Below are 17,277 nucleotides of genomic sequence, written 5' to 3'. Positions count from 1 at the left end.
GTGAACTGGACAGCACCACCACATCTACGTCCGAATGGATATTCAACCAATACCCCGAGATCAAGGACCTCCTAGTAAACGAAGGTCAACCCGATCCGACCACTAAACCAGTCTACACCGAGGAACAGATCCTCCAGATGCAGTGGGATCAGCTCTCCGCCCACGCGGTTGCTCAGGCGAACGAGTTGTTCGAACGCCGTACGCTGCAGATCGCGGCTTACTTTTACACCAACCTGCAAAAGCTCCTCTCCCCGCAAGAGACCGAGGAAATCTACACGTGGGACGATGAGCGGGTCATGCGGGAGATTGAGCAACTACACATCGACCAGTATAACCATCTGATCAAATACACCCCTATCGCTGGTTACACCCATAAGAAATGGAAAAAGAAAAAGGACAACGGCAACCAGACCCCCGGCTATCCGCCAGACGAGCCGCCGGGACAAGATCCGTATGACCCGGATGATCCGCCAACACCGGGGGAAGGGGGAGATCCGACCAATCCGGGTGACGGGTGTGGGAATGGGAATGGGAACGGAAATGGAAACGCCAACGCCAACGGTCACGACTGCGGCTGTGGCAACAACGGGAATGGCAATGGGAACGGAAATGGAAACGCCAACGGTCATGACTGTGGTTGCGGCAACAACGGTAATGGCAACGGAAATGGAAACGCCAACGGTCACGACTGCGGTTGCGGAAACAACGGGAACGATAATGGCAACGGAAACGGCAATGGTCGCGACTGCGGTTGCGGCAACAATGGGAACGGCAATGGCAACGGAAATGGAAACGCCAACGGTCACGACTGCGGTTGCGGCAACAACGGGAACGGCAATGGCAACGGGAGTGGTTGCGGTAACGAAAACGGCAATGGTAACGGAAATGGTAACGGAAATGGCAACGGCAACGGCAACGGCAACGGCAACGGCAACGGCAACAATCCCCCCCAGCCCATCTCCTCAAGCCCAGCCCAATCATCCCAATCGGCCACATCATCCAAGCAATCTTTATCAACCAAAGCAACATCGACACAGTATACCAAACCAACTGCTTCATCCAACCCAATCTCCAAAACCATCAACTCCGGCTCTGCCCTCTACATCCCAGAAATCACCGAGGTCAACACCACCCTCGCCGCACCACCCAGCACCAAATACAAGGGTCCGGATCAGCATTTCAAATATTTCAAAACCAACACCGACAACCCCGTCGACGAGATGTACCGCGCCGCCAACGTCGTCGAGAACGAAATCTCGCTCAAAGGCAGACACGGCCTCGATCTCGTCCTGACCAGACGCTACCACCAGCTGGACAGCAAGGTCATCCTCCCGACCACTGACGGCCCTCACAAAAACAAAACGATGACCAACCGCTCAGAGCTAAACGACATCCCGTTTGCCACCGGCTGGTCCTTTAACATCCCAAGCTACGACAAGGCCGACACCACCTACACCGCCGACATTAACAGCGACAGTGCCAAACAGGTTCACTACACCCAGCGCATCAAAGACAGCTTCCCGCATCATTTTTTCCACTTCGAAGACGGGGAGAGCTTCGAGCGCGTCCAGCCTTTTGACAAACCAGGCTACTGGGTGGACGAGCCATACGAAGGCATGGACTTCAAGGAGTATGATGTCAACAGCTCCAACTACCGCATCAAAGTCATGCGCGACGGCTTCACCTACACTTTTTATCCCTATCCAGACGATACCTACAAGCTCATCGTCTCCAAAGAAAACGTCTTCGGCGACAAAATCACCTACTACGTCCCAGATCCCAAATACGGCAACAACACCGAGCCGATCAAGATCGTGGACAGCGTCGGACGCACGATTCTATTGAAAAAGGGCAAGGTCAGCTTCACCAACGCTCAGCCTGCAAATGGCGACCGGACAGAAGTGCCTAACATCATCACGGAGCTGCAGGTGTTTTCGCCGGAAGGCAAGCTCATCAAGCACGTCAAATACAATCTCGAATACCGAAAAACCAGCAACAACGAACCATTCGCCAAACTCAACTCGGTCGAGGAGGTCAATGTTGAAAACGCGGCGCAGACCAAGAAGCTCGCATCCTACACCTATCATGACCCTGACATCTGGGGCAACGCCGAGTTCAACCTGATTAAAGACTACTATCTGCCCAAAGACGACACCGGCAAGGTATTACTGGATTTCAACGGCATCGAATCGAAAAAGTACGTCGAGGAAGACCTCAGCACCCGCCGTACGATCCGCTACCTGCTTTTGAAAAACGTAGACTACTCCCTGCAAGGCCTCAATCTGGAATACAAGTACAGCCACTACTACAAAGGCCCGTATGAGCAAGACCCCGTCAGCCCTGTCAAAAACCCATTCGAACGCGGGGTCATCCGTCTGTACCAAGACCCGCTCGCGCTGTCCTACGTCAGCTACGCGCCTGTCACCCAAGTGGCATACTCCTACCAGACGATGAGACGCAACAGTACCGACCCGTCATCCGCCGAGCTCAAAACCTTTCGAAAGGAATACAAACTCGGCAACAGCAGCTGCGAAGCCAAACCGCTCCTGCCGGAAGAACAACCGCTGGCACCGGAAGTATGGAAGGTTCCGAAATCCTATATCGAACGTCTCGCGGGTGTCGCCAAACGGAACGGGGACAAGATTTTTTCCTGCGAAGATTTCGATACGGGTTTCTACAAGTACCGCAAGCTGGAGAAGACCTACGTCATCAACATCGACCCAAAATCCGACCAAGGCTCGCACGTCCTGCGGCTTGTCAAATTCAACGGCAACACGGATTCCAGCCTGTCCACCGTGACAGAAGACAACTACAGCTATACGCCGAATACGTTTATCAGCTATGAGTATGAGCCAGGTAAACCAAATCCGGTGCGGACGTACGGGTTTGTGGACGGCATCCCGGATCAGGAAGTGTTTAGCTTTCTGAAACAACCTGAAATAAGCAACCGCGCCACCGTCGAACCACGTCTGGCCAACTACGCCAACATCACGACCACGACCTACAACGAACACGGCGACAAAGTGCAGGAGACCGATCCAAAAGGCAACACATCCATCTGGCAGTACCACTACGGTCCTTCTTTTAACCCAAAAATCACCTACCTCAGCAAAAAGTCCCGCGACGGCCTTTCGCACGAGGAGCGCTACACCTATCAAGGGGAGCTGATCTCCACCGAAAGCATCTCCGACCACTATCCAAAAGGCGACGGCAACGACCGCATCGAGCGCGTGTACCGCTACGAAGGTCTTTTTCCGACCCTGCCGTCTTCCATCCAAGAGAACATCTACGGTGCACAGAGCAAGACGCTCACCCAGAATTTTACCTATGACCCGAAAGGCATAGATGTCATCCGCACCACCATGGACGTTGCGACCAGCAAAACCGAAACCAAGACGCTGGAAATGACGTTCCAATACGACGACCGTGGCCTGCTGAAGGAACAGACCTATCCAGACGGCAGCAAAGTCACCAACACCTACGACATGTTAGACCGCCTGACAGGACAGACCTTCATCCCAGCCAGCGGAACAGGAACACCGCGTACGACCTGCTACGGCTTCGATGACACCTTCAACAAGCGCACCATGTACGCCCACCTGCCAGACGGACGGATTATTGTCAGCGCGCTGACCCCGTTTGGAGATGTGGAGTATCAGGGGGAATACGTCGGCACACCGCGAAGCCCGCAATCGACATGCTCACCGATGCCCAGCACCTATTTGGAAGGTAAAACGATGCGTCCACTGGTGTTCCAAAGCTACAGCAAAGATGGACGCCAACCGGTTACGACCTATCCGCATGCTCTGTCAGACCGACGCACTACGGTTTTGTACCATCCAGACGGAACGGAAAAAATGGAGATCGACCCACGTGGTCTTGCTACCTACCACAACCAGACCAACACCGTGACCACCCCAGGAAGCCGTCTTCCGGTCGATGTAAATGAGGTCATCGAGCCAAACGGCCTGGTTACCATCTCCTATCAAGACCGCTTCGGCCAGTTGGAACGGATCGTCGAAAAAGAAAAAACAGGCAGTGTCCAAAACACCACCCGTTTCACCTACGACGGCTTCGGCAACATCACGCAGAAATGGGAAAAAAGCGATGACCAGAACAAGCAGCGCGTCACCAACTTCGCGTACGACAACCGGGGAGATCTGATTTATCTCCAAGACCCGGAGAAAAACGAATACAACTACACCTACGACGCTCTCGGCAACCTCGTCGAAGTCATCCAGAACGACCAGCCGACTACGCGCTACCACTACAATGCGCTCTCCTGGAAGCTGCAGGAGGATTATCTGCTGGATAATAAGGTCGAACGGTACAGCTACACACCAAACGGGGATGTCTCGACTTTTACAGACAAAACAGGCAACCAGCACCGCTACCAGTACAGCCCGTACTATGAGCTGGAGAAGCTGACCGTCTTCAACAAGGCAGGAGCTACCGTCTATACGGAAGAATCTAACTACGACGAGAAAACCCGCCAGCTCACGAGCCAGACGAACGACCAGTATACCTTGGGCTACGGTTATGATGCGTTCAATCGGATGACGTCCTACACCGTGTCTGGGAAAAACATGCCAGCACGGGAATATAAGCTATCTTATGAGGCCGTACCTGTCACCTCTGATGAAAAGAAGTACACGGAAATCGACAACCTGGACGATGCGATCGATTCCTTCACGTATCCGGGGATGACAACTGCATCTCCGACCGAGGGAACTACCACGATCAAGTACTCGTATGACGAACTGGAGCGTCTCAAATCACTCTCCACCACAGGATTCGATCTGCTGGGTGGAGAAGTCAAGTATAGCTACACTACCGGTTCATCCGGCGACTCCACGACAGTCAGTTATCCAGACGGACCCAGCATGACCCAACGAGCCAACTCTTTGGGACAGATCCAGACTACGACCCATTCAGACGGCTGGGCAGAAAGCAATACCTACGATGCTTTTGGCAATATCTCCCGTGTACTCCACAGTCATAACAACAAGACGTGGAACTACGAATATGACAAGATTGACCGATTGGTTTACGAAAAGAACCCGTGGGACAGTGTTATTACATCAGGAACGACCAGTGGATTAGCAAATAATTCTGCAACACCTGCGACAACGGCAATACCCACTTCTACTTTTGTTCCATCATCTGTATCCGTTGGTGCAATTGCCAGTACAAACAGCACGATCCAGCCATCTCCATTAAACTCATTAGAGAACCCACCAGAAAAAACTGCTAACCTCCAAGCAGCCACTCCTGAACAGGGAACCATGCAACAAGAGGAAGTTGTACCGGTTAGTAACCCATCTGATGCGGACACTACAACTCCAGGTCATACAGATTCAGCTGCCCAACCAGATTCGCCCACGAAAAGCAGCTCAACAGAAACCCAGCCAACTCAATCTGTAACCACAACCGTATCGGTACCAGTCTCCAAAAACAGGCCCAAAACCTACAAATACGATAAACTGGGTAATCGTCAGCAGCATATGTTTGGCTCATTCAACTTACCGACGGAAACCAGAAGCTACGAGTATGACGCCCTAAATCGTTTGACCAAAGCCAGTATAGGGGAAAAGAAAGCGACCTACACCTACTACCCCGGCAACCTTCGCGCCTCCAAGACTGTCGACGGCCAAACGACGCAGTACATCTATCTCAACGGTAAAATCATCGAGGAACTAGACGCAATAGGCAATGTCATGGCCCGCAACATCTGGGGCAACAATCTCATCCTTCGCCACGACGTTTCAACTAACCAATCCGGCTATTATCTCTACAACAGCCACGGAGATGTCGTAAAAGTCATCGACAAAGATACCCGCGAAGTTCTCAACCAATACGAGTATGATGCGTGGGGGAATTCAAGTTCAGAGGTACAAGTAAAAGATCGAATGAACAACCCGTTCAGGTATGCTGGGGAATCTTACGATGATGAGACCGGGTTCTATTATCTGCGCGCGAGGTTTTACGATCCAAGCGTGGGACGGTTTATTACGGAGGATACGTATAAGGGACAGGTGGATAATCCGCTAAGTTTGAATAGGTTTACGTATGTAGAGAATAATCCCACGGGATACATTGATCCTTCAGGCTTTTACAAAATTAAGTCCGGATATTCTGCGGGTAACTATTATAGATTATATGAATTTACTTCTGAAGAGCTTGAACAAAGGGCTCGTAATGAGGATTATTATCGCATTGTTAATGGCGCTAAGAAAGCATTGGGGGGCCCAAGGAAAATAATAAAATCAATCATAGAGGCAGCCCAAGGTTATGAAGCAGTTGGGAAGGATTTAGCCGAGCGAGCAACAGATATCCATGAAGAATATAAAAGAATCCTTATAAATTACCTAAAAAGGGAATAGGGAATCTTGGGATTGCGTGGATTGATATTGATGGTTTACCAGATGAACTTATGGCACATAGTAAGTTCAACAATGTGGAGGATTTTGTGAAGTTTCAAGCGGATCCCTCATTAAGAATGTATCTCACTGAATACAGTGACAATTATCAGAGGGCTCTAGATGCCGAAGCTAAGATTCTTGAAGAAATTTCATTGTTGCTTGGCAATAATTTTAAGGCGCATGGTACAATAAATCTTTATACCGAAAATTATCCTTGTGTGAGTTGCTATGGTGTTATCGAACAATTTAAAACACGTTATCCGTATGTAACGCTTGAAGTTTTTTATGGCGACGGATATTGGGCTAAAGAATTTTCAAGTCAATTTAGTGAATAATGTCTTTAAGGAGTTTTGAAAAGGTATTATGCTGGTAAAAGAATAAATTTTTATGAAGGAGTTGTATTATGGATTTAAAACAGTATGAAATTAATGCTCCGAATGAATATATGGAGGACATTATAAAAGAACTGGGCGAGGTGATGAATATTCCAATTGACTTTCAAGAATTAAATGGAGTTTTCGAAAGAGTGATTGAAAATCAATGGTTTAGTGAAATTTTTATTGCGAAAGATCCAAAAGATCCTAGGTGTTTTATTTTAGTTGAATTGAAAAGTAATGATTACATTTATGGATTTGTTATTAGATGTAATAAAACTAATTTTATTAAAGCAAAAGAAACATTACTTAAATGGGAACAATTTTGTAAAAAAGAATACTATCAGCCAAACATTCCAAATGATCTTGATGATGTTTTTATGAGGGAAGATACATTGTTAAAGCGGATTGTACAAACATATGGAATAGACTTATAAGAATTTTAAGGTACACATTTTTGGACTTTCCAACCCCCTTTACACCAAGTTAAGACCACGTTAACTTTGGGAAAAGGGGTTGTTTTGTATTCGCAAAAAATATGACAAGGCATTTAAAATCGCGGCCGTTATGCAAGTACTACAGGAAGGTAAACAGGTGACTCAAGTTGCTAAAGCCATTGGTATCATTCCGACGATGTTAAGCTGGTGGGTCTATGAATATCAAGCGAACCCCGATAGCGCCTTTTCTGGAAGTGGAATCCAGTCATTAATAAGGATGTCAAGATGAAACGTTTGCAAAAGCCGACTAAGAGAATTGGAATCGGAGAATGAATTCTAAAAAAGTTTCAGGCATTCTTAAAGGGTCCACATTAACGAAATATCGCTTTATTCAGAAAAATCCAACTACCTATACCGTAAAACTTCTCTGTAGAATATTTAAATATTACTCGACAAGGTTACTACACTACGATTGGAAAAAGCGTCGTAAGAGTAACCGAGCCATTGACCTTGAAGTTCTGGAAGATGGGATACGTGATGTCTATAAAGAGTTTAAAGGCCGCTATGGCAGCCCCCGAATCGCGCTGGAATTGTGCAAACGATGCATATTTACCAGTAAAAATCGCGTCGCCCGTCTGATGCAGAGAATGGGGTTGTCTGCTGTTTCTTCTCGCAGGCGAAATCAAAATGGGAAAAAGCCCGATGCAACAAGGATTATGAAGAACCTTGTGAAACGGGCTTTTACGACTGAAAAGAAGAACGCCTTATGGGTGGGAGATATCACCTACATCCCCTTACAAACAGGCTTTCTGTATCTCGCTACATACATTGATGTTTTTTCAAGAAAAGTAGTCGGCAGAGCGATTAGCACAAGGATGACAGATCAGCTGGTCATCGATGCCTTTATGCAAGCTGTAGGCAAGGAACATTCAAAAGAAGGTCTAATTGTCCACACAGGCAGAGGGTCTCCATATACAAGCAAGCGATAGCAAGAAAAACTGAGGCTTCTAGGAGCCCGAATCAGCATGTCCCGCCTTCGGTGACCCATATGACAATGTCGTTAATGGAATATTTTTAGAATACACTAAAACGCGAACTAATGCCTGGAATCAAACATTTTGACAATGAGCAGGAAGCTCGAAATGCTATTTTTTAATATATTGAGATGTTCTATAATACCAAAAGAATGCACTCGGCTCTGGGATACAAAAGTTCAGTGGAGTATGAGAAATCTCATTAGTAAGCGCTTGGTCTTAAATTTGTATCAAGGAAAATAGGGTAAGTCCACTAGGTTTTCTCAACAATCCACTAAGGTATATAGATCTAACAAGGCCAAGACAATGATATTGGTGATATGTATTGTACCAAATTATATTGCCAAACAGACAATAGATATAGCAGGGACCAGGAATGGATAATTCAGGAAGACGGGGTCCTTCGGTAGCTAGTCCAGCAAAGAATAAAGTAAAATATGCTACTAAGGGACTGTTAAAACTTTTACTTTATGTAACTATTTTATAGCCGGTACTAAAGTTCAAATAGACGACGGGGAGTAACCTACCGAGGAAATCGAGTGGGGGATAAAGACCTAGCCAAAGACCATGAAACGGGTGAAACTGCTTACAAGGAAGTTGATGGAGGTTGAAAACTAGGTGACGTTTAAAAATATGATACTCGTAGGTGATTTTGTAGCAGCAAAGAAATTAATTTCTGGTACCAGCTTGGAGGAATTAACCAACCTTTTGCTTGAAATTGCTTACGAACATGAAGGATTAATAACATACACCTTTGTAACTGATCTAATATTTGATTCGGGAGAGAGTAGTGAACTTCATTACCTCGCCTCATTATTACTAAGTCAACCTCTATGCCATTGGTGAGTATGCAGGAGGCCATTAGCATAGCAAAAGAGGTATTGACAGTTGATCCTAATAATACAGTTGCAAAAAAAATAATAATAGAATACGGGTGTTAAGTAAAACTAACCTGGATTCGTTAGAAAAATGAGACAGCTAAAACGGGTAAGGAACCCAATGAGCTTCTGATTACAGTAGGAAGTATTGTAGTGGCAGTAGAGGAAAGGGAAAAATAAAAAAAGATATGATGAATCGGTATATAGAAAAAGGTAGGTCACATACTTTTCCGCTTTTTGAAAAAATACAAGATTATGTAGGAATTGATATTCCAAACTCATAGATGTGGACCTCTAATTTCATTGAAAATAAACCTGCATCAGGAACAGCGTCGTTTTGGTTAGAAAACCATGAGGGATATAAGGCGAGATATAGTAAATAAAATGTATTATGGAAATAAGCCTTTCTCATGCTCTACCGGACGTCTATACCGAAAGCTGAATGGCAATATGATAGATCACCTGGATAATTAAAAAATGGCGTTACGAAACCACATAGAGATAGTCATCTGCAAGTCTAGTGGACTTTTCCAATATACGATAAAATGGAAATACCTTTAAATTAACGAAAATGAACTCACTAGAATTATCAATCGATACATAAAAGGAGCGCCAACCATGAACATCACATATGAAATAATACCCGATGCCAAAATCGAATGCTGCAGAGACGCATGCAATGAACTCATGGCCTTCCAAAAGTCAAAATCATACATCAAGCCAGAATTATTTGACAACATGAATTTTGACACCCGGATGATGCCTTCCATCCAAAAGGCCATCCATAATTATACGGTGGTTGTCAAAGATGACGATAAAATCGTAGGTTATGTATACTCCAATATCTCTCCCAAAGAAACCTATTCAAATGAATTTGCCACTTTTTTTGACCTTTCTTCTGTCAGTAGAAAGAATGTAGGTTGTTTATCCCAATTTTATCTTAAAGAGGAGTACAGGAAGTATGGGATCGGGTCAACCCTTTTCCATATGTCGATGAAGTGGTTGAAGCAATTTGATGATGTCGAAGATTATTTTATCTTTGTCTCCAATGGTAATGATGACGCTTTGGAATTTTATAAACGGAAAGGATTTTCTGTTAGTCACGATATTTTGGATGGTTTTATTACCGTTTTACGAAGTAATAAATCGCTTCAGGAAGCAGCCGACGTTTCCACGTCAACATAAGCGAATACATGTATGAAAGTGAAAAGCTGATGTTCCGCGAATGGAATGTCGGCTTCTTTGGGGTAGGATCAGCGCAAGAATGATCGAATTGTTCTTATGAAACCGTAGACATGAAAAGGAAAAAGAGATGACACTGTGAAATCAATGGTCAATAGGGATATCATGCTATGAAATGACATTTCTACTGCAGGTTCCACATAAGTGATCCCAAAAATGAGGTGACCTATGAATGCGATTGAGGCTGTAGAGGAAATTTGGAGTCGAACGTAACTGAAAATCTTAAAGATTTCGCAATTTATCTAGCTTTTTTTGGTCCCGATTGGGAGGAGGAGTCAAGCAACATACATCAATGTCTAGATGAAAATAGGATTGATGATGCTAAGGAAATCGCCTTAAAAGTTGATTATAACAAATATAACTAACACCGAGATCTTGATAGGCCTAGTTTTATTGTCGTTCAAGGCTTCTTATCGAATGGAGCAACTTATTATTCTCCCGATTTGTATCATTTTCGACCATCCGAAAACAATAAAATGGGGGGTCTTCACCATGGCGAACACCGTCCACTTAATGAAGGAGAAAAAAGAGTTTGAAAAAGCATATCAGTTCATCACAAAAGTGTTTGACGCTAAGAAACGTTTACCTGAGCAGGTCTTTCATATCAACTTTCAAAAAACACTCGTCTTTGACTTCGATATGGCGATGAGCGAGTCATTTTGGATGGAAATCGAACGGCTTAAAGCTGCTTCAAAATATACAGAAGTTTTCTTAGCTGTTTTGGAACCAGACCCAGTTGATTATTATTTGCATGAGTTTCATTATTTTAATTGGTGCTGTTTTCCTGATTCGACAACTCCTGAAGAGTGCTGGGATACATTGGAACAGGGTCCGGCAGAGAGTCCTGCCGATGCGATCCTATATAACTCAGAAATCGTGGTATGGCTGCCAACCTCAATGAAATGGGCGATCTGGGGCGAGAGGAAATATGGCGTATGTATACTGGCTTTTAATGATGACAGTGGTATTGATGCCAATATTTTTATGCATAACTCATGACTCAATTGGAACGAAGCGATCGATAGCTTACTTTCGTTAAATTTTAGAAATAATATAGTTCCTCAGGAATTCTTAGATTCACTGTTTAAGAACTATTTGATTGATTCGTGCAGGTAAACAAGCTATAGAAATAACATTTTAGATTGTGTGTCCATATCAATAACGAATGGTTTGTTCTCTTGATGGAGGTATATACTTCCGCAGCAGGAAATAAGCAGATGCAAAAGACAGGATTTCATCTAACTGGGGGCACCCCTTAACAAATTGGAGGTAAGACCGCATGAAAGAGACACCACTAGGAATCTGGTACAAGGGCATCAAACTCTTCAATGTTTTTCGCAACCTAAATGACATTTAACAGCTCCAGATCCGTTGATTGCAGGAACTAACCCAATTCATTTCCAGATTGCATAGAAACCGGAGGCCCATCCCATGAGCAACCAAACCGTAACAGCCAAAATCTGCTGGCTCCCCCCTGAAGCAGGAGGGAGGAAGACTCCACTTGCTGCCGGTATGAGATACTGTCCAATCGTCCGCTTTGAGCAACAGTCAATTACAGATGGTGCAGCTACGGACTGGAGTGCTGATATCACGTGGACGAATCCTTTGGATGAACAGCTATGTGTGACCGCCCAATTTTCATTTTTAGTGGAGGAAGCCCCGCACGAATTATTGCAGAAGGGCCATCGTTTTTCTTTGTATGAGGGGAGCCTTTTGGTGGCAAAAGGTGTGATTTTGTGAGCAAGAGACAAACATATTGTTGTCATGAAGGGGAGGAGGCAACAATGTTTACCAAGGAACAAATCGACGAATGAGAAGCAACCAGAGAACTGTGCGAAGGTCTATTAGTGGAAGGGGAAGCAATGATCTGTTTTGATATCGTTGTTGGAATGATTACAAAACAGCAGTCGATCCATAACATCCGATTACAAACCTTACTAATCACCTACCAACAGCTAAGGGGATATACATCCTTTTGGAAAGACGTCCCTTGGTTTGATCATAGCCGACTCGATCCAATCATTCCGTCTCTATTGAAGCTACTAAAAAATGAGATACGAGCCAGAAAAACATAGTCAGGAGCAAGTCCATGCCCATTCCTTTTCGCCTCAATCATAACGAGATCATGGTAGCCGGCAAAATCCTTCATTTTCCACATATTATTTACTCTGTCAGGGAAATGGATGATCGGCTTGTGATCCTTACCTTGCCCCCCACAGGGATTTCAATTGGAGCAGACGAGATTAACAATGTGTACGGCATCAGCCAGCAGGGACAACTACTCTGGAGGATCGAGGACGCGGGGCTGCTTTATGGACTTCCAAATCCGGTCACTTATCTGGCTATATGGATCAATGATTCGGGGAAGCTCATCGCGACCAATTTTGCGTTGAACGTAGTGATCAAACCAGCCACAGGAAAAATAGTGGAGCGTGGTTTAACAAAATAACGTTACGGAACCCATCTATTCCGGTCTAGACCAGATTTGAATTCACATCTACTGAAAACGGGTAGTACCGCCATACATACCGGGACCGATCCCTCGTTCAGCATACTCGTCTACCTGTAGCCCGACCAGATTCAACCAACGATACAACCAATGAATATCAAGCGGGCTTAACAATTCCCGTACACAAGACGCAAGAGTGCCCCCTTTTTCCTATCTTCCAGAAAATGCTATACTATCCCAATTCATCCTCACCAAAAAGGAGGAACCTCTATGCCCCAAGCGCTCAAATCCCAAACGGCCAAAGAAACTAGCTCACGCTATGAAACCAGTCTGCCCAAAGGAACCATCCTCCAGCAGGAATACCGCATCCGCCGCGCCATCTCCTGGACAGAGCTCTCCGTCGGCTATATCGTCTACCACCAGACAAGCCGCACGTATCTCTTCCTCAAAGAGTTCTTCCCAGCCAGCTTGGCGATCCGCGATCTGGATCACAAGGGCGTGCTATGCCGGATGCCCTCGACTAAAAAGCAATTTCAGGAGCTGAAGCAATCCTTCCTCAGCGAAGCGGAAATTCTGCGGGAGGTGCGTCATAAGCATATCGTCAGGTATGTCGATCATTTTGAGGAAAATGGGACTAGTTATATCGTCACGGAATACTGTCGGGGAAGGACCCTTGACAAGGTAATTCACAATAATCACAAAAGATGGCCTTTTTCCCTATTGTCGGTTGGCCCCTTGATCGACGCTTTGGAGCACCTCCACAAAAGGGGGATCATCCATCGTGATATAAAACCACAGAATATTATGGTGAATCATAAAGGTGAGCTGAAGCTGTTCGATTTTGGGTCGGCGATTCACTTTTCCAATCAAACGAATCAGCGTATTTTTACCTCTATCGGGTATTCACCGCTGGAATTATACTCCGCCACCTCGCAGCAGGGGCCGCATTCCGACCTGTACAGCCTGTGTGCGGTGCTGTATTTTTGCCTCTGTGGAAAAGCGCCATTGGATGTGTCCCAGAGGCTGATCGAGGATGAGATCGAGCCGATCCAGTCCTGTGCGAATCGGAATGTGAACCCGCTTTTGGCATCACTGATCATGCGGGGTTTAACTGTTTCGGCGGCGCGGCGGCGCTTTTCGCTGCGATTTCTCCAGGCAGCACTTTCGCTCGAACGTTTTTTCTTGAAGGACAAACCAACCGACGCACCTGTTACCAAATGAATTTAGCCATTTTGATAGGATCATCGTCTTATGCAGATGTTCACCTTTTGGAAGTGTTTTTCGCACTTGCAAGGGGTAGAACATCTCTTTTTTTTGTAACGAAAAAATCGACGGAATTATAAGATTTTTCGACAAGGAGAAGTTTTTTGGGGTGACTTCCAGACTATTGATTTGTTTTACCAAAAACTTATGTCCTAAACCATTTTGAGCAAAGTCAATCACAAACAGGTGAATTCATCCTTACTTTTCTAGTAAAAAAGGACAAACGGTGCCAGAAAAAATGAGATTTAGGACAGTTAAACGGGAATAAAGTCACACAAATAGGTGTTATTGACAGAATCATCCATTTTTCACTATGATGAGTGAGGAATTTTGAAATAACATGAAATGACAGTTGGATTTATCCGTTCTCATCAAAATGTCATAGAAAGGGGGAGACTATAAGATTTTGCGGGTCTCCATCAGAAATGACTGGCAAAATTTTATGGGACTAAACTTATGGACATCATTACACAGACCAACCGAACGATTCTTTTCGAGGAAATCAACCCGGAGAAGCTGGATTTGATCACCATCGTAGGGGATGTGAAGGGCAGCGACAGCCTAAGCGACGACAAAATTAAAGAGATCCATCAACAATTGCTGGTCAAAAGCTTTGATGATTTCTTGGACAAATTCTCGCCGACGGTCTACTCGTTCTATAACGCAGCCAACCAGAAGGTGATGTATACCCTGAAAAAGCCGGAGGGAATCTCCGAGGACTGCATCTCCGAAATCCGGGTGGACCAGAACAACGATTTTTTGAAAATGCTGTTTACACTGATCGACACGAAGCGTAGTCAGGGCATCACGAATGTGGATTTCAAGTTTGAGAACCTGCTTGATATGATCTCACCGAAAAAGGTGATGGATGATATCCGTCAGGTGCGGAAGGAAATTCACTATTTACATAATCAGTACGATAGCTTGGATGAGGGCGATCCGAAGAAGCTGGAGCTTGGCGACAAGCTGAATAATCTCTTCGAAGATGCCAGCCGCAACTACAACAACGTGATGGCGATGCTGCCTCTCGCGATTGAGGATATCAAGACGAGACTGCTCCTGGGCGGCACGCAGGAGGACAACAAGTCCGAAGCGATCCAGATCGGCCTCTTGAGCATCGGGGAGAAGGGTGAGCTCAAGATCATCGAGGCTCCCAAGGCGGAGAGCACTGATCTGATGGTCATCGACAACAACAGCAGCACAGGTCTGATCAGCGTCTTCGAGGATGATTATGAGTCGATCACCGAGACTCCATCGTCCTATGTCAAAGACCTGGTGGTGCGTACCTTCTGCCCGCTGCCTGCGGTGCAGAACGAGATCGACATCGAGACAGAGGTGCAGAACTACAACACCTATCTGGAGTTCTACAAGAACGCCAAGGACGATTTCGTCAAAACAGTCAAGCCGTTGGTCGAGAAGATTCTCGGCGTCAAGATGTTTTTTGACCAATACGCGACCAAGAACAAGGGCATGCAGCCAACCTTGCTCGTGACCAATGCCAAGCTGGACATGATGGTCAAGAGCAACAACGTACCCCGTCTGGAAACTTATCTTAACACCGTTAACTCCAAGAACGACTTCACGGACACCATCTGGTTTGGGATTGTTCCATCCATCGAGCTGGAATCGGCTGGTAAAGCAAAGGTCAGCCGTGAGCGTTTCCGTGGGACTGAAAAAGTCGTCAAGCAGGACGGCAATACGATGGAATCACTGACGATGCTTTTAGAGATTGTCAAAAACTATAAAATTCAGCTCTTCTTCAGCTTCATGAACGATGAGGAGACCACGTTCAACAGTATGGCGACCTCAGGCATTGACAAGTACATCGACAAATGCGGTGTCTTGGTGCGCAAAGACTTTAGTGAATTTGCCATCCCGTGCATTCCGAACTTCACGATCATCCCCAAAGATAAATCCGGCGTCGTGATCGACAGCAAGATGCTGCAAACCGAAGACGGCGTCCGACTCTCCAAGGAAAAAGAAGACATCCTCAAGCTCTGGATCGAGGGCGTCTACGTCGGGGCAAGCTTCGTCGCAGCAGGTCTTATGGCTGCTTGCCAATGCCCGGATTATCTCAAGGAATCCTACAAAAATGTTAGCCGCGAATACCCAGGTGTGCGCTTTGACATCGAGGCAGGGGACAACAGCCTGCGTACCGTCACGACGATGGCGAAGGAGATCACAGGCTTCACCAACACGATCAAGGATGCGATCAACCGCCGTAACTTCGGCTTCGTCTTCTCGTCTGAAAATGCCCAATTGCAAGGCAAGGACATCAAGCGCATCACGGTCTACAAAGCGAGAAGCCTCGCGATGACTGAGGACGGATTTGACTCTGTCTACAAAACACTCGTGAGTACCTATGTGGAGCGGATTCTGCGCTTCCAGACGAGTGATTTCAAGCATGACAACATCGTCAAATTCTTCAGCAACAACCCAGGCAGCCAGAAGAGCAGATGGCTGAACAGCAAAAGTTATGTCAACTCCGTCATCCAAGACGGTGACGACATCAACTATATCATTGATGAGAAGAGCAACACGTGCCAGATCGATCTGGTCTTCAACGGCAACGTGAAGAACCTCGAGGTATCGATCACCAAGGCCACATCCGCCGTCAGGGCGTAACTGCTTGTATAAGAGGCGTGTATCCCAGGCTATTGGGAGCGCTCCTCTATACATATAACCCGTGACGTACATAGCGATCATGGGAAGAACCATAAAGAAAAGGGAGGCATTATCTATGGGTTTCAAATTGAAAGTTGAAGGTGCAGAAACAATCGAACTGGGAATGGACAACATCAAGACGGTCTACTATGAGACAGACACTCCGAACGACTCCAACGCAAGATCTACTGACGTGGGTGCCATCCTCAAAATGACCGGCAAAATCATCACCGCAGTAGACGGCGACAATGCCGATGACACCATGAAGCTGGCTCTCTGGTCCCTTGTACCAGCAGAAAAAGCAGATTGCTACCGCAAGCTGACTCTCGAAGTCATCGCCGCTGACCAAGTGGTTCGCAAAATTCACTTCCCGAACGCATTCGTGGTTGACTACAGCGAGCGTTTCGGCGATACCGAGGGCGTGGGTGAATTCACGATCTTTATCAAGCAGAAAAAAGACAAAACCGAACACGCGAAGATCGAAGGCGGCTACGCTGTCTAGTTCATAAAGCAA

General features: G+C 46.0%; 12 protein-coding genes. All 12 read left to right on the top strand.

The window, feature by feature from the left end:
* The first annotated feature begins 137 nt into the window (after window positions 1-137).
* Window positions 138-6,383, top strand: a complete 6,246-nt coding sequence (locus FGI41_RS01820; RefSeq protein WP_176560074.1) for an RHS repeat domain-containing protein — start codon at window positions 138-140, stop codon at window positions 6,381-6,383.
* Window positions 6,380-6,757: a deaminase domain-containing protein gene (locus FGI41_RS01815; RefSeq protein ID WP_139488183.1), complete on the top strand. Its 378-nt coding sequence runs from the start codon at window positions 6,380-6,382 to the stop codon at window positions 6,755-6,757. Before FGI41_RS01820 ends, FGI41_RS01815 begins: the two co-directional genes overlap by 4 nt.
* Before the next feature lie 68 nt (window positions 6,758-6,825).
* Complete coding sequence (locus tag FGI41_RS01810; protein WP_139488182.1) at window positions 6,826-7,233, top strand: hypothetical protein; 408 nt, start codon at window positions 6,826-6,828, stop codon at window positions 7,231-7,233.
* A gap of 79 nt (window positions 7,234-7,312) precedes the next feature.
* The gene (locus FGI41_RS25675) at window positions 7,313-7,522 is read left to right on the top strand and encodes a transposase (protein ID WP_139488181.1); all 210 of its coding nucleotides are present in this window, start codon (window positions 7,313-7,315) and stop codon (window positions 7,520-7,522) included.
* A 40-nt stretch (window positions 7,523-7,562) separates the two neighbouring features.
* Window positions 7,563-8,222 carry an IS3 family transposase gene (locus FGI41_RS01800; RefSeq protein ID WP_139488180.1) on the top strand — a complete coding sequence of 220 codons (660 nt, stop codon included), beginning with the start codon at window positions 7,563-7,565 and terminating at the stop codon, window positions 8,220-8,222.
* Between the two features lie 1,541 nt (window positions 8,223-9,763).
* A complete protein-coding gene (locus FGI41_RS01795) occupies window positions 9,764-10,330 on the top strand; it encodes a GNAT family N-acetyltransferase (protein WP_139488179.1) in 567 nt (188 codons plus the stop codon).
* A gap of 549 nt (window positions 10,331-10,879) precedes the next feature.
* Window positions 10,880-11,386, top strand: a complete 507-nt coding sequence (locus FGI41_RS01790) for a hypothetical protein (RefSeq protein ID WP_139488178.1) — start codon at window positions 10,880-10,882, stop codon at window positions 11,384-11,386.
* 432 nt (window positions 11,387-11,818) lie between these two features.
* Window positions 11,819-12,127: a hypothetical protein gene (locus tag FGI41_RS01785; protein ID WP_139488177.1), complete on the top strand. Its 309-nt coding sequence runs from the start codon at window positions 11,819-11,821 to the stop codon at window positions 12,125-12,127.
* A 349-nt stretch (window positions 12,128-12,476) separates the two neighbouring features.
* Entirely contained in the window at window positions 12,477-12,836 is a 360-nt protein-coding gene (locus FGI41_RS01780) for a DUF7957 family protein (protein ID WP_139488176.1), read from the top strand.
* A gap of 270 nt (window positions 12,837-13,106) precedes the next feature.
* Window positions 13,107-14,057: a serine/threonine protein kinase gene (locus FGI41_RS01775; RefSeq protein ID WP_139488175.1), complete on the top strand. Its 951-nt coding sequence runs from the start codon at window positions 13,107-13,109 to the stop codon at window positions 14,055-14,057.
* 498 nt (window positions 14,058-14,555) lie between these two features.
* A complete protein-coding gene (locus FGI41_RS01770; protein WP_139488174.1) occupies window positions 14,556-16,724 on the top strand; it encodes a transcriptional regulator in 2,169 nt (722 codons plus the stop codon).
* 115 nt (window positions 16,725-16,839) lie between these two features.
* A complete protein-coding gene (locus FGI41_RS01765) occupies window positions 16,840-17,265 on the top strand; it encodes a membrane-associated protease 1 (protein ID WP_139488173.1) in 426 nt (141 codons plus the stop codon).
* Window positions 17,266-17,277 lie beyond the last annotated feature (12 nt).

This window comes from Brevibacillus dissolubilis (assembly GCF_006170445.1).
GTDB lineage: Bacteria > Bacillota > Bacilli > Brevibacillales > Brevibacillaceae > Brevibacillus_B > Brevibacillus_B dissolubilis.
Note: the sequence above shows the minus strand (reverse complement) of the source record. Positions and strands in the feature narration are given on the sequence as shown.

Bases quoted from the DNA above. Each gene is read 5' to 3' on its own strand.
- FGI41_RS01820 (WP_176560074.1), top strand. From the start codon at position 138: ATGCAGTGGGATCAGCTCTCCGCCCACGCGGTTGCTCAGGCGAACGAG.
- FGI41_RS01810 (WP_139488182.1), top strand. From the start codon at position 6,826: ATGGATTTAAAACAGTATGAAATTAATGCTCCGAATGAATATATGGAG.
- FGI41_RS01800 (WP_139488180.1), top strand. From the start codon at position 7,563: ATGAATTCTAAAAAAGTTTCAGGCATTCTTAAAGGGTCCACATTAACG.
- FGI41_RS01795 (WP_139488179.1), top strand. From the start codon at position 9,764: ATGAACATCACATATGAAATAATACCCGATGCCAAAATCGAATGCTGC.
- FGI41_RS01790 (WP_139488178.1), top strand. From the start codon at position 10,880: ATGGCGAACACCGTCCACTTAATGAAGGAGAAAAAAGAGTTTGAAAAA.
- FGI41_RS01785 (WP_139488177.1), top strand. From the start codon at position 11,819: ATGAGCAACCAAACCGTAACAGCCAAAATCTGCTGGCTCCCCCCTGAA.
- FGI41_RS01780 (WP_139488176.1), top strand. From the start codon at position 12,477: ATGCCCATTCCTTTTCGCCTCAATCATAACGAGATCATGGTAGCCGGC.
- FGI41_RS01775 (WP_139488175.1), top strand. From the start codon at position 13,107: ATGCCCCAAGCGCTCAAATCCCAAACGGCCAAAGAAACTAGCTCACGC.
- FGI41_RS01770 (WP_139488174.1), top strand. From the start codon at position 14,556: ATGGACATCATTACACAGACCAACCGAACGATTCTTTTCGAGGAAATC.
- FGI41_RS01765 (WP_139488173.1), top strand. From the start codon at position 16,840: ATGGGTTTCAAATTGAAAGTTGAAGGTGCAGAAACAATCGAACTGGGA.